General features: G+C 58.1%; 23 protein-coding genes. 13 read left to right on the plus strand and 10 right to left on the minus strand.

Features of this window, described 5'->3' with window-relative positions; genetic code table 11:
• Window positions 1–20 precede the first annotated feature (20 nt).
• The gene (locus ACNAZS_RS13745) at window positions 21–911 is read left to right on the plus strand and encodes a LysR family transcriptional regulator (RefSeq protein WP_415790149.1); all 891 of its coding nucleotides are present in this window, start codon (window positions 21–23) and stop codon (window positions 909–911) included.
• A 166-nt stretch (window positions 912–1,077) separates the two neighbouring features.
• Window positions 1,078–2,034, plus strand: coding sequence for a Bug family tripartite tricarboxylate transporter substrate binding protein (locus tag ACNAZS_RS13750; RefSeq protein WP_415790151.1), 957 nt, complete (start codon window positions 1,078–1,080; stop codon window positions 2,032–2,034).
• 25 nt (window positions 2,035–2,059) lie between these two features.
• On the opposite strand, the gene ACNAZS_RS13755 is transcribed toward ACNAZS_RS13750, so the two are convergent.
• Window positions 2,060–2,845 (minus strand): alpha/beta fold hydrolase, encoded by a 786-nt coding sequence (locus tag ACNAZS_RS13755; protein ID WP_415790153.1) that lies wholly within the window; start codon window positions 2,843–2,845, stop codon window positions 2,060–2,062.
• A 195-nt stretch (window positions 2,846–3,040) separates the two neighbouring features.
• Here ACNAZS_RS13755 and ACNAZS_RS13760 point away from each other — a divergent pair, with 195 nt between their 5' ends.
• Window positions 3,041–4,168 carry a metallophosphoesterase gene (locus tag ACNAZS_RS13760; protein ID WP_415790155.1) on the plus strand — a complete coding sequence of 376 codons (1,128 nt, stop codon included), beginning with the start codon at window positions 3,041–3,043 and terminating at the stop codon, window positions 4,166–4,168.
• Window positions 4,169–4,214: 46 nt separating this feature from the next.
• On the opposite strand, the gene ACNAZS_RS13765 is transcribed toward ACNAZS_RS13760, so the two are convergent.
• The 5 genes from ACNAZS_RS13765 to ACNAZS_RS13785 form a co-directional block, all read right to left on the minus strand.
• Complete coding sequence (locus ACNAZS_RS13765; RefSeq protein WP_415790157.1) at window positions 4,215–5,195, minus strand: Lnb N-terminal periplasmic domain-containing protein; 981 nt, start codon at window positions 5,193–5,195, stop codon at window positions 4,215–4,217.
• A 101-nt stretch (window positions 5,196–5,296) separates the two neighbouring features.
• The gene (locus tag ACNAZS_RS13770) at window positions 5,297–6,304 is read right to left on the minus strand and encodes an ABC transporter substrate-binding protein (RefSeq protein WP_415790159.1); all 1,008 of its coding nucleotides are present in this window, start codon (window positions 6,302–6,304) and stop codon (window positions 5,297–5,299) included.
• Window positions 6,305–6,517: 213 nt separating this feature from the next.
• Window positions 6,518–7,264: an SDR family NAD(P)-dependent oxidoreductase gene (locus ACNAZS_RS13775; protein ID WP_415790161.1), complete on the minus strand. Its 747-nt coding sequence runs from the start codon at window positions 7,262–7,264 to the stop codon at window positions 6,518–6,520.
• Window positions 7,265–7,546: 282 nt separating this feature from the next.
• A complete protein-coding gene (locus ACNAZS_RS13780; RefSeq protein WP_415790164.1) occupies window positions 7,547–8,242 on the minus strand; it encodes a glutathione S-transferase family protein in 696 nt (231 codons plus the stop codon).
• Window positions 8,243–8,282: 40 nt separating this feature from the next.
• Complete coding sequence (locus tag ACNAZS_RS13785; protein WP_415790167.1) at window positions 8,283–8,879, minus strand: TetR/AcrR family transcriptional regulator; 597 nt, start codon at window positions 8,877–8,879, stop codon at window positions 8,283–8,285.
• A 264-nt stretch (window positions 8,880–9,143) separates the two neighbouring features.
• On the opposite strand from ACNAZS_RS13785, the gene ACNAZS_RS13790 reads away from it, so the two are divergent.
• From ACNAZS_RS13790 to ACNAZS_RS13815, 6 genes are all read left to right on the plus strand, one after another.
• Window positions 9,144–9,689 carry a sigma-70 family RNA polymerase sigma factor gene (locus ACNAZS_RS13790; protein WP_415790170.1) on the plus strand — a complete coding sequence of 182 codons (546 nt, stop codon included), beginning with the start codon at window positions 9,144–9,146 and terminating at the stop codon, window positions 9,687–9,689.
• Window positions 9,686–10,327: a DUF1109 domain-containing protein gene (locus ACNAZS_RS13795; RefSeq protein WP_415790172.1), complete on the plus strand. Its 642-nt coding sequence runs from the start codon at window positions 9,686–9,688 to the stop codon at window positions 10,325–10,327. The genes ACNAZS_RS13790 and ACNAZS_RS13795 overlap by 4 nt, the downstream gene beginning before the upstream one ends.
• Window positions 10,328–10,485: 158 nt before the next feature.
• Complete coding sequence (locus ACNAZS_RS13800; protein WP_415790174.1) at window positions 10,486–10,797, plus strand: BufA1 family periplasmic bufferin-type metallophore; 312 nt, start codon at window positions 10,486–10,488, stop codon at window positions 10,795–10,797.
• 26 nt (window positions 10,798–10,823) lie between these two features.
• Window positions 10,824–11,744 carry an MNIO family bufferin maturase gene (gene bufB / locus ACNAZS_RS13805; protein WP_415790176.1) on the plus strand — a complete coding sequence of 307 codons (921 nt, stop codon included), beginning with the start codon at window positions 10,824–10,826 and terminating at the stop codon, window positions 11,742–11,744.
• Window positions 11,734–12,519 carry an HvfC/BufC family peptide modification chaperone gene (locus tag ACNAZS_RS13810; RefSeq protein WP_415790178.1) on the plus strand — a complete coding sequence of 262 codons (786 nt, stop codon included), beginning with the start codon at window positions 11,734–11,736 and terminating at the stop codon, window positions 12,517–12,519. The genes bufB and ACNAZS_RS13810 overlap by 11 nt, the downstream gene beginning before the upstream one ends.
• Before the next feature lie 11 nt (window positions 12,520–12,530).
• Window positions 12,531–13,037 (plus strand): DoxX family protein, encoded by a 507-nt coding sequence (locus ACNAZS_RS13815; protein ID WP_415790180.1) that lies wholly within the window; start codon window positions 12,531–12,533, stop codon window positions 13,035–13,037.
• On the opposite strand, the gene ACNAZS_RS13820 is transcribed toward ACNAZS_RS13815, so the two are convergent.
• Window positions 13,034–13,369: a DUF4148 domain-containing protein gene (locus ACNAZS_RS13820; protein ID WP_415790182.1), complete on the minus strand. Its 336-nt coding sequence runs from the start codon at window positions 13,367–13,369 to the stop codon at window positions 13,034–13,036. The two genes, ACNAZS_RS13815 and ACNAZS_RS13820, sit on opposite strands and share 4 nt — an antisense overlap.
• Window positions 13,370–13,669: 300 nt before the next feature.
• Between ACNAZS_RS13820 and ACNAZS_RS13825 the strand changes: the two genes are divergently transcribed.
• From ACNAZS_RS13825 to ACNAZS_RS13835, 3 genes are all read left to right on the plus strand, one after another.
• Window positions 13,670–16,021, plus strand: coding sequence for a penicillin acylase family protein (locus tag ACNAZS_RS13825; protein WP_415790184.1), 2,352 nt, complete (start codon window positions 13,670–13,672; stop codon window positions 16,019–16,021).
• Between the two features lie 73 nt (window positions 16,022–16,094).
• The gene (locus ACNAZS_RS13830) at window positions 16,095–16,733 is read left to right on the plus strand and encodes a UbiX family flavin prenyltransferase (protein WP_415790186.1); all 639 of its coding nucleotides are present in this window, start codon (window positions 16,095–16,097) and stop codon (window positions 16,731–16,733) included.
• A gap of 56 nt (window positions 16,734–16,789) precedes the next feature.
• Window positions 16,790–18,364, plus strand: a complete 1,575-nt coding sequence (locus tag ACNAZS_RS13835; protein ID WP_415790188.1) for an argininosuccinate lyase — start codon at window positions 16,790–16,792, stop codon at window positions 18,362–18,364.
• A gap of 93 nt (window positions 18,365–18,457) precedes the next feature.
• Here the strand turns inward: ACNAZS_RS13835 and ACNAZS_RS13840 are convergent, their stop codons facing one another.
• From ACNAZS_RS13840 to ACNAZS_RS13850, 3 genes are all read right to left on the minus strand, one after another.
• Complete coding sequence (locus tag ACNAZS_RS13840; RefSeq protein WP_415790190.1) at window positions 18,458–21,529, minus strand: efflux RND transporter permease subunit; 3,072 nt, start codon at window positions 21,527–21,529, stop codon at window positions 18,458–18,460.
• Window positions 21,526–22,632 carry an efflux RND transporter periplasmic adaptor subunit gene (locus ACNAZS_RS13845; protein WP_415790192.1) on the minus strand — a complete coding sequence of 369 codons (1,107 nt, stop codon included), beginning with the start codon at window positions 22,630–22,632 and terminating at the stop codon, window positions 21,526–21,528. The genes ACNAZS_RS13840 and ACNAZS_RS13845 overlap by 4 nt, the downstream gene beginning before the upstream one ends.
• Before the next feature lie 75 nt (window positions 22,633–22,707).
• Complete coding sequence (locus tag ACNAZS_RS13850; protein ID WP_415790194.1) at window positions 22,708–23,325, minus strand: TetR/AcrR family transcriptional regulator; 618 nt, start codon at window positions 23,323–23,325, stop codon at window positions 22,708–22,710.
• A gap of 88 nt (window positions 23,326–23,413) precedes the next feature.
• Here ACNAZS_RS13850 and ACNAZS_RS13855 point away from each other — a divergent pair, with 88 nt between their 5' ends.
• On the plus strand, window positions 23,414–24,874 hold the full coding sequence (locus ACNAZS_RS13855; protein WP_415790196.1) for an efflux transporter outer membrane subunit: 1,461 nt from the start codon (window positions 23,414–23,416) through the stop codon (window positions 24,872–24,874).
• The last annotated feature ends 233 nt before the right edge of the window (window positions 24,875–25,107 follow it).

The following is a 25,107-nucleotide window of genomic DNA, read 5'->3' on the forward strand; positions in this document are numbered from 1 at the left end:
GAGTTTCATAAGGAATTTTGATGAAAATCGAAACCTTTGCCACCCTGGAGGCCATCTTGCAGGCGGGTACCTTCGTTGGGGGCGCGCGTTTGATGAATATCACGCCCAGCGCGGTGAGCATGCAGATGAAGCAGCTTGAGGGCTATCTGGGCAAGCCTCTCTTTGACCGGTCGGGGTTGCAGGTGCGGCCCACCCAACTGGCGCACGAGGTGGCGGACACCCTGAGAGAGGCCCTGAAAGGGCTGGATGCACTACGTTCCGGCACGGTGCTGGAGATTGAGGGCGTGGTACGGGTGGGGATCATCGAGTCGATGCAGCCCCTCGTGTTGCCTGGCCTGCTGCGTTTTATTCGCACCCGCCATCCTAAACTGGATGTCATCCCCATCCGGGGACGAAGCAGCAGCCTGACGACTGCGCTGAAGGCCGGCGAGATCGACGCCGCACTGGTCGCCCAGCCCGTCGGCGCGCAGGCCGGTCGCCTATCATGGACGCCGATGTTGCGCCGGGAGTTGGTGCTGGTTGCCCCACCCGACACCGCCGATACGCCGATTCCTACGCTGTTTCGTCAATTGGAATGGATACGTTATGACCGTAAAGCGGTCTCGGGCAGCATGGCCGCACAGTACGTCAACAGCCAGATTGGCGACGTACGCAGCACACTGGAGTTCGATAACGCGGCGGCCATTGTGGCCATGGTGAGTTCGGGCTTGGGTATCTCGGTGATCCAGCGGCCAGATCCCGCCACGTTGCATGGTTATCCCGTGCGCATCTTTCGCTTGGGCAAGTCCGCGCCGATATTGCAGTTGTCGATGGTCAATCGCAAGTCGGACGACGATAGCCGGCCGTTGGGTGTCGTGCGCGAGGCAATGGCGCAGGCCTGTGCGGACTATCACAAGTTATCGAAGCAATGAGGGCCACTTTTTTTGGGGGGGCGCTTGCATCGCGTTGTAGGGAAGTCAGGCCGACATCAACAAAAATCCTTAGTAAAGAGTTCAAATAACTTCGTTATTCCTAATGTACCGTCTATGACTAGACTACTTCCCCACACGAAATAGCAGCATGGACGGAGACGCGGCAATGCACAGAAGAACATTCATGGGAGTTTTGGGCGCAGGGGCGCTGGCGGCCTCGGGCGTCGCCCACGCGCAGACGCCCACGACGCGTATTGTTGTCGGTGCAACACCCGGCGGCGGCACCGATACGGTCGCACGCGTGCTGGCGGCCGAGCTGGGCCGCGTGATGGGCGAAACCTTTGTAGTCGAGAATCGCCCGGGGGCGGGAGGCAATATCGCCGCCCAAGAGGTGGCGCGCGCGACGCCTGACGGCCGTACCCTGTTGATGTGCTACACCAGCCACGCCATTAACGCCACGTTGTATCCCAAACTGCCTTTTGACCCGATCAAGAGCTTCACACCGGTTGTTCACGTCGCTAATGCGCCGTCGATATTGTTGGCGCACCCCTCTGTGAAGGCCAACAATATGGCCGAGCTGATTGCCTTGGCCAAAGCCGAGCCCGGCCAATTGAGCATGGGCTTACCGGGTATCGGGTCTGCCGGCCACCTCGGCGCCGAAGTGATCATGCTGGAGACGGGCATTGATGTGCTGCTCGTGCCCTACAAGGGGACAGCGCCTGCGATGACGGATGTGTTGGGCGGGCAAGTCAGCATGATGTTTGCAGGCGCGGCATTGGCAAAAGGACAGTTGAAATCCAAGGCGCTCAAGCCATTGGGTATCAGCAGCGCACAGCGCATGAGCGTATATCCCGATATTGCACCGATTGCCGATACGATTCCCGGCTACGACTTCAGCGCCTGGTACGGTCTTCTAGGACCGGCAGGGATGGATGCCGGACGGACGAAAAAATTGTCCGAGGCCACGACGCAAGTCCTGAATGACGCCAAGATCAAAGGGCAGTTGCTCGAAGAAGGCTTGCTTGTCGAGGGGGGAGCTCCCGCCGAATTTCAACGCTTTTTGCAGACTGAAATCGAGCGTTGGGGCACGGTCGTAAAAGCCTCGGGTGCGCAAGCGGGTTAATCGCTACCCATTGACCGTCGACGGGCTATAGCGTGGCTAGCCAGTCGCGAATCGTCGCCACGACCGTATCGGGTATCTCTCGGTGCGGGACATGGCCGCACCCCTCGAGAATTACGGATCTGGCTCCTGCCAGGGCATGAATGCGGCGGGGATGGTCCAGCGATCCATATTCATCGTTATCGCCATGCAGCGCCAATGCCGGACAACGGACCTCGCGGAGATAGGCCTCCAGTGTCCAGTCTGCGAAGCGCGGAGATAGCCATGTCTCGGTCCAGGCGTTCAGGACCCAGGCTGCCTTGTCTCCGTGGTAGCGCTTCAGGCGATCCAGTTGTCCGGGTTGCGCAAAGGCGGCCTTGGCTTGCCGAATGCCCTCGAGCGTGTGCTCTTCGGCATAGACCTGGGCGGACTCGGTAATAAGGGCTTGGCAGGCGTCTTGATAGACGGCCGCGCTGGCAATGCTCATCCCGCCGCCGACACTGTGGCCAAACGCAATGAATTGCTCCAGATCGAGCGCCGAGCGCAACACCCGAAAATCCCCGTGGATCTCTTGACCGACAAGGTCGCAGTCCAGGGTACCCGGATGCGGGTCCGAGCGGCCGAAGCCCAGGCGGTCATAGGCAATGACGGGATGGCCTGTGGCGACAGCCAGTTGCTGGGGAAAATCCCGCCATAACTCTACGCACCCAAGCGAATCGTGCTGCATGACGATCGTGGGAAGGCGAGGGACCGACGCCTCCAGCGTCCAGCGCCTGGCGAAGAGTTGGCCACGATCGGTTTTGACGAAAATATCCTCGGTCGCTACGGTCTGCATGCTTGTTTCTCACTTTAGGGCGCAATCCTCCATGAATGATAAACAGGATTGGATATTTGAGTGCGCACCGGTATCCGCTTTTTCTGACAACCCTGTCAGTCAGCCGTCAGGGGATCGACTGCCATTGTCTTGTAGACTCGCTTGCCTCGGGCAGCTCATGTCTTGCGTTGCTCATTTTTAATGGGATAGGCGCACGTGTTTCAGCTTGCCGCGGGTCTGATCGGTTTTTACGTGATAGGGCGTTATGTATGGCCGCTAAAGCTGGGCGTCATCGCCAAGGTAATTTTGTCTGCCGCCGTCTTGGTCGTCGCCGAGCACCAGTGGCTGGTCAGCCAGATTGCGGGATCCATGGCATCGCCCGAGAGCCCGCGATGGCTCATTATCGGATTCGGTGCTGCTTATGGGGCGCTTATCTTGTTGGCGTGCTTCTTGGCGCTAAAAGATCTGCTCGGCGGGCTGCTGTATCTGGCCTCTCGCTCTGCGGGAGTGCGCGTTCTAGCTGGCCGCAGATTGCCACATTTCATGGCGGTACTGGCACTGTCGCTCGGGGCATGGGGCACATCACAGGCCGTCCGTGTGCCTGAGGTACGCAAGCTGGAATTACCTGTGGCAGGGTTGGCGCCGGAGTTTGATGGTTACCGTATTGTGCATCTGACCGACTTACACATTAGCCGGCTTTTTCACGGCCCTTGGGTCGATGCCGTGGTCGATAAGGCCAATATGTTGAATCCTGATCTGATTTTGATTTCCGGAGATTTGGTGGATGGCACCCCCGAAATACGTCAGAACGATTACCCGCCACTGGGCCGCTTATCTGCGGAAAATGGGGTGTACGCCGTCACGGGGAATCATGAATACTACGCGGCGTTTTCACAGTGGATCGAAGTATTTCGTGGATTGGGTGTGACGGTGCTCGAGAATGAGCACGCGCTTATCCAGGTGGGAGAGGGATCGTTGGTCATCGCAGGTGTGCCCGACCAGATTGGGCCGCGTCATGGTCAGATCGGTCCCGACGTCGAGAAGGCGCTGGCAGGCAGGCCGGGAGGTGTGCCGGTGATCTTGATGGATCACCGTCCTGGTGGCGCCGGGAACAATCAGGCACAGGGTGTGGACGTGCAACTCTCTGGCCATACGCATGGTGGCCATATTCGAGGTTTAGATCTGCTTGTGGCGCGTTTTAACGCCGGGTTTGTATCGGGGTTGTACGAGGTCGGCGGCATGCATTTGTATGTGAGCAATGGCGCGGGCTTGTGGCCCGGCTTCCCTCAGCGTATCGGCCGGCCGTCGGAGATCACCGAAATTACGTTGCGGCGGTCATCGTAGCGTTGCATCAGGACAAGTGGATTTTGCATAATAAGCTTGGGTATTCTTATTCGACTGATGCAATCCCCGGCACCCCTTTCCGGATGTCTTGCGAGAAACTCGAAACGTCCTTTGATTCCCGCGCACGTTGAGTGTAATGACCTGCGTGTCGATAGTCTGCCATGCTGTCCGCGCCTTCGAGGGCCTCCAGTTCGTATAGATACTCTGGCAGATAGCCCGAGAGCAGCAGTCGATAATCAAGCGGCAGGCCGGGCACGATCTGTTTGGCTAGTTGATAGATGATCGTGGTGCAATTGGCCGTGATCGTGTTGTAAAAACGCGGGTGTTCTTGCAGTTGGTTGGCCGTTTCCATATATGAAAGAAATAACGGGCGTATCGTACCCTCAGGCATTTTCACGCGATAAAGATAGCCTTCCTCGCCCCGTACATTGGTGCGTACGCGCAGGCTGTCTTGTTCTGTAGAGGCGAGTACCGCTAATTCATACTGGCGGAAGAATCCGCCGATCTCTGAAAATTTATCGCCTTGCTTGCGGCGGATTTCTACCGAAAACACGACGTATTGACCGTCGGTAAAACCGAAAGACACCATGGTGTGGGCAATGGCGGGGCGGCCCCAGGACGACAAGACCAAGTCTACGGAGCGTAGCTGCGTCAAATCATAGGTGCGCGTTTCCCAGCGTGGGTCATAGTCGGTTTTTGAACGCCAGTCGAAGTTGCGCACGTTGTGCAGCGTAACCAGATCGCCCCTTATCGTGCCATGGGTCTGCTCGGCAACTTCGGGTATCCATTGCCGGTCGTTGGAGGGCCGTACGCCCAGCCACCACCACGCCTGCATGATGACCCACGCGAAAGCGAATACCGCTAGCGGAAGATACGTGCCGCGGATCAGGCCAATGACCGCCGCAATGGTCAAGACAATCCAGATGATGGCCAATATGACCGGTATCGGAGCCTGAAACCATAGGGCGAGCGTGCCCCAGAAGGCCGCAGCCAATACGGCCAACACAATGACGGTGTGTAAAAGCATGATCGTTCGAGTTCGCTTCACAGTCAGATTGTTGTCTTTGGCATCATTGCAAGCTTTGGGCGGGATGGTTTGCGGTGCTGGCGCGTCGTGATGTGAGTCTGTCAACTGGCTGCCAGCTTGTTCCGCACACGCTCGGCGACATCAGCAGGTACCCACTTGGTCCAGAGGTCCGGGTGGGTTTTCAGAAAATAAAGCGCTGCCTCCTCGACCTCCATGCCTTCGTTCTCCATATGCCCCAGGACCTCGGTCACGGTTTTCTCGGGAAAGTTGATTTTGGCAAGAAAGGCGATTAGTTGGGGCGCGCTGTCAGCGAATTTAACGTTGACAGCGGTCTTGACCGTGTAGGGTGCGATGCCGGTGGGTTGCGGGTCGGCGCATTGCGCATCCTTGAAGCACTCCAAGGCTTTCTCATCGACAGGCGGAAGCTCCAGCTTGACGAGATCCAGAGACCCGGCCAGGGATGTCGGCGTCCAGTAATAAAATACAATGTCCTTCTTGCGTTTATATGCCGAGGTGATGGCCGCGCGTTGTGATGCTGAACTGCCCGGGGAATACACGAGATACTCGTCTTGCAGTTTGAAGGCCTTGATCAAGTTCGCGCTAAGATTGCCGCATGTCCAGCCTACCGCGCAGCCGTAGAGCCGGCCCTTGGTGGGCTCTTCGTCATCGAGGAACAACTCATGCCGGCCTTTCAGGTCGGCGACCTTGCGAAGATCCGGGTATTTCTCTGCCGTGTAGCGGGGGATATACCAGCCGTCCGTGCCGCTGAAAACCTCGCCGATCTGTTTGATTTTTCCCTCGGCAATGGCTTCATCCCAGGCCTTTTGCATCTGCGTGCTCCAGACCTCGGCGTTGATGTCTACATCGCCGCGTTGCAGCGCGGCAAACATCGGTAAGGTATCGCCGGGTTCGACGTCGGTTTTGCAGCCATAGCCGTGTTCGACAATATAGCGTTCGATGTCCACGATCAGCAGATTGGATTCCCAGTTCATGCCACCAAACTTTATGGGTCTATCCAGTTCGCAGGTGGGGGTTTCGGCGTGAGCGTTGAGGCTAAACATTGCGCCGGCGGCGAGACTGGTAGCGGCCAGAATACGTTTGATATGCATGCGACGAACCATTGATCTATTTCCCCTGTCTTCCGTAGTAGAGGCCTTGATCGTAGCAGACGGGCTCAATGGCGCAGCGGGTCTTCGCAAGAGTGGCACGTGCTTACGTTCTGCGAGACCTGCGGCGCACATGGCAAACGGAGACTCCGCAAGGCGTCCTCCACGCAGCTGACGGTACGTCTTACTGTATTGAGTACGCCTTGCCGCAATGCGCTATTTTTTGTCGATCGACAACGCAGAGAATGATTGCGCGACCGGCATGAGCTCTAGGCGATTGATGTTGACATGAGCCGGTAAGTTGACAACCCAGGAAACGGCTTCGGCGACGTCCTTTGCATCCAAGGCTGTCACGCCCTCGTATCGGCTGGCGGCGAGTTTTTCATCGCCGTGAAAGCGCACTTGGCTGAATTCGGTGCCACCCACCAAACCGGGTTCTATATTCGTGACGCGCAGCGGTGTGCCAAACACGTCGGCACGTAGATTCAGGCTGAACTGTTTCACAAAGGCTTTGGTCGCGCCATAGACATTGCCGCCTGCGTAGGGATAAGTCCCGGCAACGGATCCAATGTTGACGATGTGGCCGACCTGACGGTCGATCATCCCCGGAAGAAAGGCTCTTGTGATCGCCACCAGAGCGGTGATGTTGGTGTCGATCATGGTTTTCCAGTCATTCCAGTGAGCGTCTTGGGCTTTTTCCAGGCCTAGCGCCAAACCTGCATTGTTGACCAGGATGGTGATCTTCGAAAATTCCTCGGGCAGGGAATCAGGCAGCGCCGCGATCGCATCGGTGTCACGCAGATCCAAGGCCAGTGGATGCACGGCGGGGCCAAGCTCAGCAGCCAGGGCATGCAGTCGCTCGGCGCGTCTACCGATCGCAATGACTTTCTTTCCTTGGGCGACGAATTGCCGCGTAATCTCCAGCCCAAATCCCGCGGTGGCACCCGTGACAATAGCAACCATATTTATCCCCTTTGATCTGCAATGAAAGCCGATTTTTCGCCACGACCACGTGGGCGATGCATACCGATTTTCGATCACAGTAGCGCAGATTTCAAATGGTGTGCCACCTTGGATCTCGATGCCAGCCGCCTCTAATTTGGCTCGGACGTCGGGCATTGCCGGATTTGAGTTGCTCTTTAATGGCGCTGAGCGTGTCGATAAACAGCACGGACGATATGTGGGGCCGCCACCGAATGTGACCTCGGTGGCGTGAGTGGCGCGTTTGCTCGGCTGTCAGACGGATTACGCGAAGTTAGACGGAAACAGGGCGCGTTGTGTTTCCTCGTCATTGACCTTTTTGAATTCGATATCGGACCCGACTTCGCGCGCGCGGCTCGCGGCAGGCCGGGCGTCGATGGATTGGAACCATCGTTTGATATTGGGATAGTGCGCTAGCGGGTCTTCGGCGCCTTTCATCACGCGGGATGCACGGCCGAGCCATCCCCAGGCTGAAATGTCGGCAATCGTGAATTCGTTGCCGACAATGAATTCGCGCCCGGCCAGATGGTCGTCCAACACTTGATAATGACGTTCAATTTCGCGGCGGTAGCGATTGACGGCATAGTCCAATCCGGATGGCGCGGCATACTGAAAGTGAACGGCTTGCCCGGAAAAAGGGCCCAATCCGCTGGCAATGAATAATAGCCACGACAGCAGTTCTCCGCGGTCCTGGGGCGAGCCCTGGAATTTGCCGGTTTTCTCGGCGAGATATAACAAGATCGCCGTAGAGTCGAATACCGCGACAGGTTTGCCCGTCGAGCTATCCAGATCAACAATGGCAGGGACTTTGCCATTGGGGTTTATTTCGCGAAACTCCGGTGTGTGCTGTTGACCTTTGCTCGTATCAACCGGAACAACCTCATAATCAAGACCCGCTTCCTCAAGAAAGAGGGAAATCTTTGCGGGGTTTGGCGTGGGGTGGAAATAGAACCGAATCATGGCGAGGCCTCCTAGGTAATCGAGCGTTGGAAATATTGGTCTATGGTTGAGGGGTGACGTCCAGTAATGTGGTGATGGGTCGTATCACACCCTGCAATAAGGCGCGTTCGGGTCGCGATCTCGCCAGAACACGCAAGCCCATTAATACACTGAGCAACATGCGGGCGAGGTCGGCCGCGGGAACGGCCGTGTTGATCGTGCCGTTGGCCTGGCCGGCCTCGACACAGCGAAGAAAAAAATGCTCCATGTCGCTCAGGACTTGTCTGAGGGCATCCTGAAACTCCGGATCGTGAGGAGCCAGCTCCAGGGCGGAATTCACGATGAAGCAACCCTTGTGCTCCGAATCCGCCAGGGAGAGTTCAACGATTTCGTCGAGAAAGGCGAAAATCGCATCGCGCGGCGCTAATTGTGTTTCATATCGTTTGATGCGATCACAGAAACCGCGTTCGATATAGCGGTCGAGCGCCAGGCGATAAAGCGTGCGTTTGTCGCCAAACGTGTTGTAAAGACTGGCGCCGCTGATGCCCATTGACTCGGCCAGGTCGCGGGTAGAGGTGGCTTCGTAGCCGCGAGACCAAAAGAGCAGAGTGGCTGCGTCAATGGCGGATGCGTCGTCAAACTGTTTTGGGCGGGCCATGGTGTAACCAATCGTCCTGTTTGAACGAATTACCGAGTATAGGTAATCGTCAGTAGATATTGAACAAGCAGCCGGTTTACGGTTGTCCTAGCGTGATTTGAGGGTAAGTCCGTGCTCGGCACAATGGTAATCTATTTTGGATCAAATGATCTAGAATAATGAAGGATTGAATGCTGCTGCGCCAGTATGGAGCGTGTCTGGTCACGCGAACCACGAGCGGCTACATTCAGGCCCATGCCATCCTCTGACGAGATAGGACAATATTTGTACGAAGTAGAAAGCCGTCTGAGCGCTTTGCTGGTCAGCAGCCTTGATGGCGATGCGAAAGCGTACGCTCGCTTTCTGGACGAACTCGCGCGTCATTTGCGTGGCTATCTGCGCAGACGTATTCCTCAGCGGCATGACGACGTGGAGGATATTGTTCAGGAAGTTTTGCTCGCGGTGCATAACGCTCGGCATACCTATCGGCCTGATGAGCCCCTGACCGCCTGGGTGCATGCGATTGCCCGATACAAGCTCATGGATTTCTTTCGCGTGCACGCGCGACGCGACGCATTGAACGATCCTTTGGATGATCATGAAGATCTATTTGCCGTCGCCGTCGACGAGCCGGCGCAAGCCCGCCGCGATATACGTAAACTGCTCGATACGCTCCCAGATAAACAGCGGCTACCCATTGTGCACGTTAAGCTAGAAGGCCTTTCTGTAAAGGAGACGGCCCAGATCACAGGGCTTTCGGAGTCTGCGGTGAAGGTGGGTGTACACCGCGGGCTGAGGGCGCTGGCAGCGAGAATCCGGGGCGAAAAATGAAAACGAACGATTTGATTGGATTGTTGGCGACTGGTGTGGCGCCGGTGGATAGCCGTACGGTGACGCGCCGCTTTGGCGCGGCGTTGCCGCTCGGGATCGTGGGCGCATTGCTGATCATGAGCCTCTTTTTCGGCATCCGACCCGATATTCGCGCGCTGATGGTATCCCCCGTTTTCTGGGCGAAAATTGCTTTTCCATTTTGTATTGCGTTGGCGGCTCTGGCGAGCATCGTTCGCCTGGGTCGGCCCGGCCAGCGCGTGGGCTATGGCTGGCTCGCGATAGGACTGCCGTTTGTGGTGGTAATGGTCGTGGCCGCCGGTGTGCTATGGGAGGTACAGCCTGACGAGCGTGTATCCCTATTGCTGGGCAAGACCTGGAAAATCTGTGCGTTCAATATTCTGCTGTTGTCCGTACCTACCGCCGTGGCCAGTTTCTGGGCTCTGAAAAGTCTTGCGCCGACGCGTCTGCGTCTGGCGGGTGCTGTATGTGGCTTGTTGGGCAGCGCCATGGCGGCGGTGGTGTATTCCCTGCATTGTCCCGAGATGAGCCCGGCATTCTGGAGCGTTTGGTACACCCTCGGCATGTTGCTGCCTGCCGCGATTGGCGCCTGGCTCGGCCCTCGGATTTTGCGTTGGTAATGGTCTGGCGCGATCGCGCGGCAGGTGGATGTTGAGCAGGCGGACGTCGATCAAAAAATAAATAAAAACCCTCACCCCTGTAACCGCAGCGCGCTGGCTAGCGAACTTGTTCTCGTGTGTCGTTCAAACACACCTTACTAACGTAAAGGAGAGATGCAATGTCTGCGAAGTCAACGATCAATTCAGCGGTTTTGATGGGTGCAGTCGCCACGCTGCTGGCGTCTGTGGCAACGGCGAGTCCGTTGAGCAAGGCGGAGGTCGATGCCGCCGTGGCGGCCAAGAAAGAGAAATGTTATGGCGTGGCTTTGAAGGGGCAGAACGACTGCGCAGCCGGCCCTGGAACGACCTGCCAGGGAACGTCCACCATGGACTACCAGGGCAATGCATGGAAATTCGTGAAGGGTGGAACGTGCACCAGCATCGAGGTGCCGGGCGGCGGTCACGGCTCGTTGACGCCGATCAAAGCCTAAGCGTGGCCAGCGACTAGGGAGTTGCCATGAGCACATTACCGAGTCTTGGCGGCAAGCGTGCTCATTGGCCTTCCCGCACGTGCAGGGATTCAACGCGGGCGCTGGTCGGTACGAGTTTCAAGCACGAGCATCTGCCGGCCATCGCAGAGCAGGGCCTGACGCATGGGTTTTTCGAGGTGCATGCCGAGAACTACATGGGCGACGGCGGTCCCGCGCACCGGGCGCTAGAAGGTATTCGGCGCGATTATCCGCTGTCGGTCCATGGCGTCGGGATGTCCATCGGCGCGAGCCAACCGCTGAACGCCCAGCACCTCGAACGCTTTCGTCGTGTGGTGGATCAATATCAACCGATGCTGGTTTCCGAGCATCTGGCGTGGTCGACGCATGAGGGACTTTTTTTTAATGACCTATTGCCGCTGCCCTACACTCGCGAGACATTGACGCATGTCTGTGAGCATATTGATCAGGTACAGGCGGCGATCCACCGTCCGTTGTTGCTGGAAAATCCCGCGACCTATGTCACGTTCGCCTCATCGACGATGAGCGAACCCGATTTCATGAACGAGGTACTGCGGCGGTCCGGATGTGGCTTGCTATTGGATGTCAATAATGTATTCGTGTCAGCCACGAATCATGCGTATTCGGCATCGGCATATCTGGCGCAGCTCGCATGCGAGCATGTCGCAGAGATTCACCTGGCCGGCCATACACGACAGCTTGACGATCGCGAGGAGTTGCTGTTGATCGACAGCCACGATTGCCCTGTTTCTGATGAAGTCTGGCGTTTGTACGAGTCCGTGATTGCACGCACGGGCCCGGTTCCTACCTTGATTGAGTGGGACAGCCAACTGCCCGAATGGCAGGTGTTGCGCGACCAGGCGGAAAAGGCGCGCGGATTGATGCATACGTTGAGCGTGGTGGGGGGGAGTCTTGAGTATGCCTGCTGAAACACTGACTTCCGGCATGCACGAAGCATTCGAAGATCGCTTCGTACCTGGCCTGACCCATCCGTTGATTGACGCGCCGACGGATATCGTGTCGCGCGTCGATGGTGCCGCACAGCGGCGATACAACGTCTATCGCAATAATGTGACCGTCAGTTTGATCGATGCGCTGGTGGCTATTTACCCGGCGATTCAGCGTATTACCGGAGAAACCTTCTTTCGCGCCATGGCACGGTTTTATGTGCGCGCCAGTCCGCCTTCGTCTCCATTGCTGTTTGAGTATGGGCGGGATTTCCCGGAATTTATCGAACGCTACGCGTACGCGCGTGAGATGCCCTGGCTGGCGGATACGGCGCGTGTCGAGCGTGCCTGGCTGGACGCGTATCACGCAGCAGATAGCTCGCCGCTGTCGTTTGATCGCCTGGCCGCGGTTGATGCTGCCGAGTTGGATGGTGTGCGATTCGTCGCGCATCCTGCGACCCGTATCGTGCGATCACGCTATCCGGCAGTGGCGATCTTTGTGATGAACAAGCAAGAGGGGCCCGTTTCGCCGTTATGTTCCAGCGATCAAGAGGATGCATTGATTACGCGTCCCGATGGCGAGGTCATCGTGTCCCGGCTTGCCCCCGGAGGGGCGGCGTTTCTCTCGGCGATGGTGACCGGGCAACCCCTGGCGCACGCCGTTCAGATCGCAGCGAGGGAATACGCCGATTTTGATCTTGCGCAGAATATGGCGGCAATGATCTCAGCCGGGGCGTTCACGGACATTCACTTTTAAGGTTGAACGAGATGCTTCATGTTGCCAGCGATACAGGCCACCCTTATCCGTTGATCGATAAGCCGTTGCACATCATCCGACGTTTTGCCGTGCCATCCTTGGCGCAACTGTTGCTGCGGGGGGCGTTGGCGGTGCCGTTCTGGATGTCGGGTGTCCTGAAGTGGCAGGGGTTCCTTCAGTTAAATGACACGGCGATCTATCTGTTTACCGACGAATTCAAGCTGCATCTGCCGGGAGGGCCATACGCCTATCCAGCGCCAGAGATCATGGCCTTTCTTTCTGGTTGTGCCGAGATTGTGCTGCCGATCTTACTGGTACTGGGGCTTGGCGCACGATTTGCCGGTGTAGGCCTGTTGTTGATGACCTGCGTCATTCAATTAACCGTCCCCGAGGGGTGGCCGGTGCACGTGACGTGGGCGGCCATGGCCTTCGCGATCGTCACATGGGGGCCGGGCAAAATAGCGATAGATCACTGGTTTACGCAACGGCTCCGAAAGGCGGCCACGAGCCCTGATTAACGAACGACAGGGGGGTAGTCCTCTTCACCAAAGGTGTACTGGCCATTCGCTTTGGCTTGCGCGAGTTCGGCGCGAACCTGTTCGCGGCTCTTGCCAGGGGTGCTGGCAGCGACGGCGACGGGGTAGTCCTCTTCACCAAACGTGTATTGGCCGTTGGCTTTGGCTTGAGCCAGATCAGCCGCGACCTGGGCACGCGTCGGGGCGTTGGCATCCGCTTGTCCATAGACGCCTTGGAAGGGGACGTTGTTCGGTTCGATATTGGGCGAGGCGGCATAAGCACCGGCACTCAATAGGCTCAGCGAAACTAGTAGGGTAGTAGTCAGGGTTTTCATGATCAGACCTCCATTTGTCTATTGATCTTGGGAGAATCCGGCGGCGAATCCGTCGAGGTTCGTTTGCTTTCCCGATGGCTGAAGTCTGCGCTGATTGTGAATTGGGATAAACCCTTATTTTTTGAGAACATCATTCCATTTTTTGGGGTAATCAAATAGATCGGTCTGATTTGTTCGGAAAAACGGGCTATCCAGATATGGATAACGGATACGCGTGATGGTTGGCGTGCTCGCGGTGAGTGATGGCAAACTACCCACTTGGCGTCGGCATCACAGGCGCGGGTCTGACACGGAGGGGGCATGCATTCAGCGGGTGTACACGAGGTGGCGGGGCTGGCGGGGCCGGTGGATATCCTCATTGATACGTGGGGTATTTCGCATATTCGCGCCCAGCATGTGCGCGACGCGTTTGTGGCCCAGGGTTTCAATGCCGCTCGCGATCGACTCTGGCAGATAGACCTGTGGCGCAAGCGTGGCCTGGGGTTGCTGTCTGCCGATTTTGGGCCTGGCTATCTCGAGCAGGATCGTGCGGCGCGTTTGTTTTTGTACCGTGGCGATATGCAGGCCGAATGGCAGGCCTACACGCATCCTGAGTCACGCGAGATCGCCCAGGCCTTTGTCGATGGCATTAACGCGTACGTGGACTACGTGTTGCAAGATCCGCAGCGTCTGCCGCCCGAGTTTCATCGACTGAATACACGGCCCCAGCATTGGCAGGCCGATGACGTGGTGCGCATTCGATCGCATTCGTTGATGCGCAATGCGGATTTTGAGCTTAAGCGTGGTCTCGTCATGGCTGCGGCGGATGCACAGACAGATCTATTGCGTCGTTCCATCGAGCCTGCACGTGCACCACAGGTGACGCCGGGGCTGGATTTATCCAGTCTGGACGAGCTTGCGCTGGACGCGCTAAAGCTGGCGTGCGCGCCGGTGACGTTTTCGGCCGAGCGTTTGGCATGCCGGCCCGAGGACGCTTGGCGATGGCGCAAGCCCGACGTGAATGGCGAGGTTTGCCTCGACATGGATGCCGAAGGCTCCAACAACTGGGCGATTGCCCCTACGCACACGGCGACAGGTCGACCGATTTTGGCGAGCGACCCGCACCGGGCGTACTCCATGCCGTCGTTGCGATATCTGGTGCATTTGCAGGCGCCGGGCTTGGATGTGGCCGGCGCGGGCGAGCCCGCCCAACCCGGTATCTGCATCGGCCATAACGGCACGATCGCTTTCGGACTGACGTTGTTGATGATGGACCAGGAGGACTTGGTGGTCGTGACGCTGCATCCGGACGACCCCAGCCGTTATCGCTATGGCGATGGCTGGGAGTCGCTGCGTGTCGAGCGTGAGGTGATCGCCGTCAAAGGGCAGGCAGATGTTGATGTCGAGCTTTGCTATACACGCCATGGCCCGGTGACCTGGATCGATACCGATCGGCATCTGGCGTATGCCCTGCGCACGGTCTGGACGGAGCCCGGCAGCGCGCCGTATTACAACAGCCTGGGGATAATGACGGCGACGGATCTGGCGCAGTATCGCCAGGCGTTAAAAAACTGGTCGGTCCCCGCCGTCAATCATGTTTATGCCGATACCTCGGGCCATATCGCATGGGTCGCGGCAGGCAAATGGCCGCGCCGGCGCCATTGGGACGGACTATTGCCGGTGCCGGGAGATGGCCGATACGAATGGGAAGGTTTCTGGCCGGGTGACGGATTGCCCAGCTTGCAGGATCCACCTTGTGGCTATGTGGCGAGCGCCAACGAGAACAAGCTACCCGCAGGCGAGGATTGGGGCGATCGGCATGTGAGCTACGAGTGGGCGGACCCTTCGCGCGCCGCGCGCATCGATACGGTGTTGTCTGCCAGCACGGCACATACGGTGCAGGGATCGATGGACTTGCAGTGCGATACGTTGTCGCTGCCCGCGCAGCGGCTATGTAAGGTCTTGGCCTCCTTTATGCCGCAACCGTCGTCAGGTCAGGATGAGGCGGACTTGGGATGGCGGTTGTTGCATGCCTGGAGTGGCCATCTGGATCCGGACAGTGCGGCGGCGGCGCTGTGCGAGGTTTGGTGGGCAAAATTTCTGCGGCCTGCGTTGCTGGATCATTTTTCCAACGATCCCGTGGTACGGCCATTGTTGGAGCCCGGCGACGTGACGACGTTGCTTGATCTCATCGATCCGGCGCAATCCAACGCTTTTACCGGGCGTAACGCCTTGATGCGAGACACGCTGGCGCGCGCCTACGCTTTTTGCGTGCGCGAACTGGGGCCGCGCGTGCAGGGGTGGGCATGGGGCGCATTGCATCACGGGTTTTTTGAACATGCTGTGGGACGACTGGATCCGCAGGCCCAGCGGTTGTGGAATGCCGGCCCGTATCCGGTGGGCGGGTCGCCCTATACCGTGATGAATACCTCTTATCGCATGAGCGATTTCCGCGCCACGATCGGTGCGTCAGTGCGATTGGTCATGGATGTCGGGGCCTGGGACGGCAGCGTGGCCATCAACGCGCCAGGCCAGTCGGGGGATCCCGCCAGCCCGCACTATGCGGACATGGCGTCGAGCTGGTGCCGTGGGCGATATGTGCCGCTGCTGTACTCACGCGAGGCCGTCGATGCCGCGGTGCGGCGACGCATAGAACTGGTGCCGGCGGTGTGATCGTTGTTCAGGCAGGCGCCGCAGGCGGCTATGATGGCGCTGACGGTTTGTCGCTATTTTTTAAGGCCAAAGAATGAAGCAGTCCAATTCCCCGCGCCGTCTGATCGTGGGTATTACCGGCGCAACCGGGGTGGTTTACGGTATTCGCGCACTGCAAGTGTTGCGCGAGCTTGGCATCGAGACACATCTGGTGGTGTCGCGGGCCGGAGAAATGACACGTGAATACGAGACCCAACTGAGCCGTCGTGATCTGCATGAGCTGGCGGATGTTGTCTATCCCATTAATGATGTCGGCGCGGCGATCGCCAGCGGGTCGTTTCGTACGATGGGAATGTTGATTGCACCGTGTTCCGTACGTACGCTGGCCGAGGTGGCCACGGGGGTGACGACGTCATTGCTGACGCGCGCCGCGGATGTCGTGCTCAAAGAGCGGCGCACATTAGTGATGATGGTGCGCGAGACACCGTTGCATGCGGGCCATCTGCGCAATATGTTGAGTGCGACCGAGATGGGCGCCATCATTCATCCGCCTGTCCCCGCGTTCTATACGAATCCCAAATCCATTGAGGACATCGTCGATCATTCATTGGGACGCGCGCTAGATTCTTTTGGCCTGGATATGCCCAATGTTCCGCGCTGGGGCGAAACGCCGAATCCGGTCGAGATCGGTGATTTTGGCGACGACAAGGACGATTCAGCAGTGCCGCGTTAATCAGTACACTAATCGCTTGCCCCTCCCCACGGATAACCTGCCCAGAACGAGAACATATGAGACATTATTCCCCTGGTATTTTGAGCGCTGTACTTTGTTTTTCGGTTGTCAGCGCGGGTGCGTGGGCACAGCAGCCGGCTACGGCTAAATCCGCCGCGCCCGCGGGTGCCGCTCCGGCGACAGCTGCCGCCGAACCCGTGCGCGACCCGTTTTTCTGGCTTGGGGAGATGAACAAGGCGACGGCGGTGATCAACACCGAGCAGGGGCTATTGGATCAAGCCCTGGGTGCGCGACTGGCCGCAGGTGTTGCCAAGGTCATCGACGAGGGGAATCAGCCCGGCGCGAAACGGCCCTCTACCGTGATTACGTTTGAGCCGTTATTGATCAAGGCGGCGGGCCAGGACATCACGTTGTTGCACGCCGGCCGCTCGAGCCAGGACATGCATGCTACCTATCGCAGCGCGATATTGCGCGATAATCTGCTGGCGTTGGCCGATCAGCTGCAGGCTACGTCTACGACCCTGGTCAAACAGGCGGCAAAGCATGCCGACACGATTGTGCCCAACTACACCAATGGTGTGGCGGCGCAGCCCAATAGCTACGGTCATTATCTGTTGGGCCACGCGGCTGCGCTGGATCGCGACGCGCAGCGCATTCGTGAAGCCTACGTCCGTATTGACCGGTCTCCCATGGGCACGACGGTGCTCAATGGCACCAGTTGGCCGCTGGATCGCAAACGCATGGCGCAGTACCTGGGGTTCACTGCGCTGGTCGATAATGCCTATGATGCGTCGCAGATCTCGTCGATGGATCAGCCTGTCGAGGTGGGGGCGATTGTCACGAGCATTGCCCTGCATGCCGGCAACTTTATTGAAGACGTGATGACGCAGTATGCGCAGCCACGCCCATGGATTCTGCTGCAAGAGGGTGGCGGCAATACCTATGTTTCCAGCGCGATGCCGCAAAAGCGTAATCCGGGCTTGTTAAATAGCACGCGTAGCGACGCCTCGACGGCCGTGACCCTGGCAATGGGGCCGGTCTGGCAGACGCACAACATTACCCCGGGAATGAGCGACCCCAAGGACACCGAGCAAAATACCGCCATGGTGGACAGCGCTATTACGGTGTTAAAGCGCTGGGACCGCGTCCTGAAGGCGTTGGTTGTCAGTCCGGAGCGCGCACTCGAGGAGTTGAATAGCGATTGGACAGCGTCACAGGAGTTGGCCGACGTCCTCATGCGTCAATACAAGCTGCCGTTTCGCGTGGGGCATCACTTTGCCTCAGAGGTCGTGAGCTATGCCAAGGCCAACAACATCAAGCCGCTGGACTTCCCCTACGATCAGGCGCGACGTATCTATGCCGAAGCCGTAAAGGGCGCGGACTATCCCGCCGAGTTGCCCATGAGTGAGGCCGAGTTTCGGTCGACTCTGGATCCGGTGGCGATCGTCAAGAATCGTCAGACGTCGGGCGGTCCACAGCCCGCCGAAATGCAGCGAATGCTCAAGGAAGCGCAAGCGCGCTTGACGGAGCAGACGACCTGGATCAAAGCGCGTCGCGATCATATCAACGCCTCGTTGGCGGAACTGGATCAGCAATTTGATCAGTTGGCGGCAGGCGCGGCAGCCAAGTGACGTGGCTTGGCGGGACGGTCAGCGCTGACAACTTATGCGCGGATGAGGCCGGCGACATATTGCGGCCTTGTTAAGAGGTATGTGCGGTGGTCGTCATGCCAAACCGGTGGAACCAGGCTTGATCTTGAACCAGATGGCATACATCGCCGGGAGGAAAACCAAGGTCAGAATCGTTCCGCCGAATGTTCCGCCAATTAGGGTATAGGCCAGCGTTCCCCAGAACACGGAATGCGTCAGTGGAATGAATGCCAGAATCGCCGCCAATGCCGTCAACAGTACTGGGCGGGCACGTTGCACCGTAGCCTCAACGACGGCACGAAACGGATCTAGCCCTTCCTTCTCGTTATGGTGAATTTGACCAATCAGAATCAAGGTGTTGCGCATCAAGATGCCGGACAGGGCGATCAAGCCAACGAGTGCATTGATGCCAAACGGCTGTTGGAATATGAGCAGGGTCGGCACTACGCCGATTAAGCCGAGTGGACTCGTGGCAAACACCATGACCATTGCCGAAATCGAACGCACCTGAAAGATGATGATTAGCAGGGTGAGCGCGATCATGATTGGGAATAGCGGCAGCATGGCCGTACTGGCCTTTCCCGATTCTTCGATCGCACCGGCTTGCTCGATCCGATAACCCGGCGGCAGTTGGTCGATGACGGGCTGCAGTTTTTTCAGAATGGCGGCGGAAACATCCGGTGGCTGCAAGCCCTCCGCGATATCGCCCCGTACCGTGATGGTTGGCGTGCGATCCCGACGCCGCAAAATGGGATCTTCCATTCGCACATCGACGATTCCCACCTGAGACAAGGGGATGCGTTGCCCTGCTGATCCCACCAAGGTAAAACCGGCGATCTTTGCTGGATCGAGCCTGATGTCGCTCGCCGCACGACCTACTACCTGTACCGAGCGAATGTCTTCGCGAACTTCTGTAAGCGGCACGCCAGTCAGCAGAAACTGCAACTGCAAAGCCACTGAATTGGAGGTCAAGCCGATCGCTTGAAGTCGATCTTGGTCAAGCGTGAGGTGCAAGGTCGGTACGCGTGATCCCCAATCCGTGTTGACTGTCCGCATCATGGAACTCGCTTGCATGACGGCTTCAGCCTGCGCTGCAATAGCGCGCAGTTTGTTGGGGTCCGGCCCCATGACCCGATAGGCGACTGGGAATGGTGAATATGGACCGAACACGAGTTGCGTGACACGTACCCGGGCTTCAGAAGCCAAACCATCCGCTGCGGCTTGGCGCAGCCGAAGTTTGAGAGCGTCTCGTTCCTCTTGACTACCTGTCAGCACGACGATTTTGGCGAATGAGGGATCGGGTAATTCAGGCGACATGGCCAGATAAAAACGCGGTGCCCCCTGGCCAATGTAGGACGTTACGATTTTTGTTTCTTTTTGCTTTCTCAACCAATCTTCGATCTTTGTCGTCGTGGCACTGGTTTGTTCAATCGACGTTCCATACGGCATTTGCACTTCGACAAGTACCTCGGGTCGGTCGGAACTCGGGAAGAACTGCTTGTTGACCAACCCCATTCCCAGAATAGCCGCCACGAATAGTCCCACAACGGTTCCGGCAACCAGCCATTTACGCGCAATGATGCGAACCAATACCTGACGGAGTCGGTTGTAGTTGCGGGTGTTGTAGATAGCTGCGGGCCCACCTTCCACCTTTTTGATCTTTGGCAACATCTTTACCCCGAGGTAGGGCGTGAACGCCACTGCGACGACCCAAGAGGCAATCAAGGCGATGCCGACGATCCAGAACATGTTGCTGGTGTACTCGCCCGCTGTTGAGTGTGCGAATCCGTTGGGCATGAATCCGATGGCCGTGATCAGCGTGCCGGAAAGCATGGGGGCTGCTGTATGGCTCCAAGCATAGGCCGATGCCGTGACGCGGCTATAGCCTTCCTCCATTTTTACTACCATCATTTCGATGGCGATGATGGCATCGTCTACTAGCAGACCCAATGCCAGAATCAACGAACCAAGGGTGATACGGTCGAAGTTCTTGCCTGTGGCAGCCATGACTACAAAGACGGCGGCCAGTGTTAGGGGTACCGCTGCTGCGACGACGATACCGACGTGCCAGCCCATGCTGATGAAGCAGACCACCATCACGACAAGCAGCGCAACGAAGAATTTGACCATGAACTCGTCGACCGCCGAGCTGATGTTGACGGACTGGTCGCTCACTTTGGTCAGTGTCATGCCCAAGGGCAGGCCGGCGTTAATTTTGCTGGTCTCTACGTCGAGCGCTTGGCCCAAGTCCAGGCCGTTCCAGCCGTCACGCATCACAACCCCTAGCAACAACGCCGGCTCACCGTTATTGCGTACCAGAAAGGTTGCCGGGTCTTCGTGGCCGCGTTCAACCGTCGCTACATCCGAAAGTTTTAGTGTTCGCCCCTGCGCCGTGATCGGGGTTTCACGAATTTTCTCCAGTTTATCGAACGCGCCATCCAGACGAAGGAAGACCTGTGGCCCGTCAGTGTCGATGGAGCCAGCGGGAGTTAGTACGTTCTGGCTGTTGAGGGCGGCAAAAATGTCTTGCGGCGCAACGCCCAGTGTTGCCAGTCGGTCATGGGAAAAAGAAACGAAAATGCGTTCGGACTGCTCGCCAATGATGTTGACCTTCTTCACGCCCGGCACATGCAGCAACTGCTGTCGCAGAGATTCCGCATCACGTACCAGTAGCCGTTGTGGTTCGCCTTTGGCTTTCAGGGCAAAGAGTGCAAACGTAACGTCCGAAAATTCGTCATTGATTATTGGCCCTATGACGCCGTTCGGTAGATTCCTGGATTCGTCCCCCAGCTTTTTGCGAGCTTGATAAAACTGCTCCTGGACCTCTGCAGGCGGCGTACTGTCACGCAAGGAGACAACGGTGAAGGCCAATCCTGGGCGGGTGTAGGTTTCCGTGCGGTCGTACCAGCGTAGTTCCTGCATGCGCTTTTCCAGTGGCTCGGTCACCTGATCCTGCATCTCCTGCGCAGTCGCACCGGGCCACGCGGTAATGACAGTCATTTGTTTGACGGTGAAGGGCGGGTCTTCCGCACGACCTAGCTGGAAGAACGCAAGAAGGCCCGCGATCGAGATCAGAATGATCAGGAAGAGCGTAATGGAACGCTCGCGGACGGCATGCGCAGAGAGATTGAAACGGCCTTCGCTCATGGACGGCCTCCGGTGGCCGAGGCTTCGTGCTGGCTGAGCAATCTCACCTGCTCTCCTTCATGAAGCAGATGAGCACCCAGCGATACAACCTGCTCGCCGAGCTTGAGATTGCCATTCACTCGTGCAGCGTCATCGCTCAATTCCAGAACTTGTATGGATCGCCACGTTACCTTTGCCGGCTGGCCCTGGACGACCCAAACACCTGTTCCATTGCCCGGATCGAACAAGGCGCTGATCGGCACCTGAAGCAGCTGCATGGACGTGATGTTGTCTGGAATCTCGATAGTGACGGTTGCGCCCAATGGTGCGTTGGCGAGCACGTCTTGAAGGACATACCTGGCCTCGTAAGTGCGGGTTGCGCGATCCGCCGCATCAGATAGCTGTCGCAATTCTGCCGATACGGTAGCCTGCTGTTTGCCGTACAGCCTCGCCTGGGCAAGTGACCCCACGGTCGGTCGTAGCGTTTCGGGCAAATGCACGATGGCTTCGCGCTGTCCTGCCCGCGCCAGGCGCATGACGGGCTGCCCAGCACTCACGACTTGCCCCGGCTCGGCCAGTGTCTCCACAACGACGCCGTTCGCATCGGCCGTCAGGATAGCGTAGCTCGACGCATTCCTGGCGACGTCGGCTTGGGCCTCGGTCGCTTTGAGCTGCGCCCGCGCCGCGTCAGCCGCGGCTTTGATTTGATCGTATGTGGACGCCGAAACAGCGCCCTCGGCGACCAGATCGCGATAACGCGCTTCATCGTCGGACGTTTGCTTGGCACGCGCCCGAGCTGCCGCAACTGCCTCTTGCTGCGCTCGCGCCTGCAATTCCAGATCGATCGGGTCCATGCGCATGAGAGGCTGGCCACGCTTGACGGTCTGCCCGGTATCGACGAGACGCTCTAATACTTTGCCGGGTACGCGAAAGCCCAGGTCGACTTGAACCCGGGCAGCCACGACACCCGTGAATGATCGTGACGCGGCAGATGCATCTTGAACCGCATCTACCCTGACCAGGGGGGACTCCGTGCGCGGATCAAAGGCGTTGTTGTCGCCGCATCCGGTTAGGACAAGCGGCAACAGACAGATGACATACGAGACGAGCTGGCGCCGAAGCATGGGAACCCTTCCTGACGAAATAGGGCTCTCATTTTATTCAAGTGACTAAAATAGTCAATAGTCACATTGGCGCAGTCAAGGTGCCAGGCTACGTAATATCAAACTGGAAAGCTGAGGAGTCGCCTCGGAGGCACTGACCAGGTTGTGCTGCAACAACAGCGGATTGATGTATGGACGCATCACCAAGTAGATCGCATTGGCGGCCTCGTCCAGCGGGGTCTTACGCTCGAACTCGCCCAACTCGCGGCCGTCGCGCACGATCTGTAAGACCAGGCTTTTGAGGTGGCTCTCGTAGGCACGAGCAGACGGCCAGGATTCTCTGGCCGAAGTCGCGGCGATGTCGTAGAGCTTGCGGTCATGAAAAAACAGGTCGCTGCCAGCTTCCACCAATACTTTGAACATTCGGCGAAACCGCTCGGACGCGGAGGACACGTCGGCAGTGGCTTGATCGACAGCCACCATGATCGCGCTCAGACGGTTGGCACAAATGACTTCGCCAATCGCCTGTTTGGAGTCGAAGAATTTGTAGATATACGCCTTGGAAAAGCCGATCGCCTTCGCCAGATCGGAGACGGTCGTTTTTTCATAGCCGTAAAGACCGAAATACTCGGTCGCTGCCTCGACGATTTGATCTCGGACATCATGATCCGAAGGCCCCCGAAGTTGGGGCGCGGGAGAAGGTGTCTTAGTCATTGCATCAGCTTACTGCGAGGACAGAAGATTGACAACAAGTGACCATTTGGTATTATGGTCACAGCAAATCGCAACCCCAAGGATCATCATGCCTCCCCGTCGCTTTCTCGTTCTTTTGCTATTGGCCGGCGTGACGGCCGGTTGCGCGGTGGGCCCTGACTATCGCCGACCGGCTGCGCCTCTCCCGAGCCACTACATCGGGCAAGCGTCACCCGGACAAGGCCGCAGCATGTCTGCGGCCGAGTTAGCTGCATGGTGGCAAGGATTCGACGATCCGTTGCTGACGCGATTCGTGTCGTTGGCACTTGAACAGAACCTGGATCTGGCGCAGGCAGCTGCTCGCGTCACCCAGGCACGTGCAGGCCTTGGGGCAGCCAATGCGACCCTATTTCCGTCTGGCGTAGCCAGTGGCTCGGCCGCTCGTGCCCAGCAGTCAGTAGAAGCCCCGTTGGGACAGGTGCTCAATGCGACGCCTGGATATAACAGATGGGGAAATGCCTATGAGATCAATCTGGGTGCAAGCTGGGAAGCCGATGTATTCGGGGGGCTGCGGCGCGGTCAAGAAGCAGCGCAGGCGGACTACCAAGCCTCACAAGCCGGCGCCGTGGCGACACGGCTGTCGGTAGCCGCACAGACGGCGGACATCTACATCACCATCCGGGGCCTGCAGACCCGCCTCGACATTGCCCGGCGGCAGGTTAAAACCCAGCAAGACTTGCTGGAGAAAGTCGGCCTACTCTACGGGAAGGGACTGGCTGCCGAGTATCAAGTGCGACAGACGGAAGGTGCGCTGTCGCAGGTTCAAGCAACTGTTCCCGTTCTCCAGGCTGGCCTCGATGCGGCGATGAACGCATTGGATGTGATGCTGGGTGTTGCACCAGGCACGCATCGAATTGAACTCGAAGCTGCCGCACCGATTCCAGTGATGCCACCGATCACCGATATGGGGTCTCCCGCCGACTTGCTCCAACGTCGCCCTGACCTCATCGTAGCCGAACGCCGGTTAGCGGCGACCAACGCCCGGATCGGCGAGGCGGTCGCAGAGTATTACCCCAAGTTCTCGCTGAGTGGATTGTTGGGAAGCGCTACGACGATTTCCAGCGGCAATCTGTTCACTAGCGGCGCGAGCCAAGCAGTGGGCATCTTGGGATTGCGGTGGCGGCTTTTCGACTTCGGCCGCATCAATGCACAGATCGATCTCGCGAAGGGAAAGGAGGCCGAGGCATTGGCCGCATACCGTCAAGCCGTTCTGCGTGCGACCGAGGATGTGGAGAACGCTTTTTCGGCATTGACGAATCGCGGGGAACAAGCCACGACCTTGACACAAGGAGAGGTATCGTTTTCCCGTGCAAGGGGGGCCTCATTCGCGGCTTATCAACGTGGCGCCGCGAGCCTGATCGACATGCTGTACGCCGACGCGTCTCTTTTGCAGGCTTCGGACGCGAAGGCTCAGGCACAAACTGAATTGGCGCGTGCTGCCGTCGCCGCGTTCAGAGCGCTTGGTGGTGGCTGGCAGCCACCACCATCCGAAACCATGGCGGCCCGTTGATTATCCCTTGAACACGCAACCCGACGCTGCGCGTTCTTTGAGGCGCCATTACGCGTACATCGACGACGAGCAATCAATCCCCACGGCCCCGACCGCCGCGGTCTTCGCCACCCCGGTGGCCACCACGGTCGCCTCCCCGCTGACGTGATTCCTGAGAATGCCGCGCCTGCTGTTGCCGGGCCTGTTGCTGGCGCTGGGCTTGCTGTTGCTGCTGGCGCTGCTCGTGCTGCTGC

This window comes from Bordetella tumulicola (genome assembly GCF_965138755.1).
In the GTDB taxonomy this organism is placed as follows: Bacteria; Pseudomonadota; Gammaproteobacteria; order Burkholderiales; family Burkholderiaceae_B; genus Bordetella_A; species Bordetella_A tumulicola.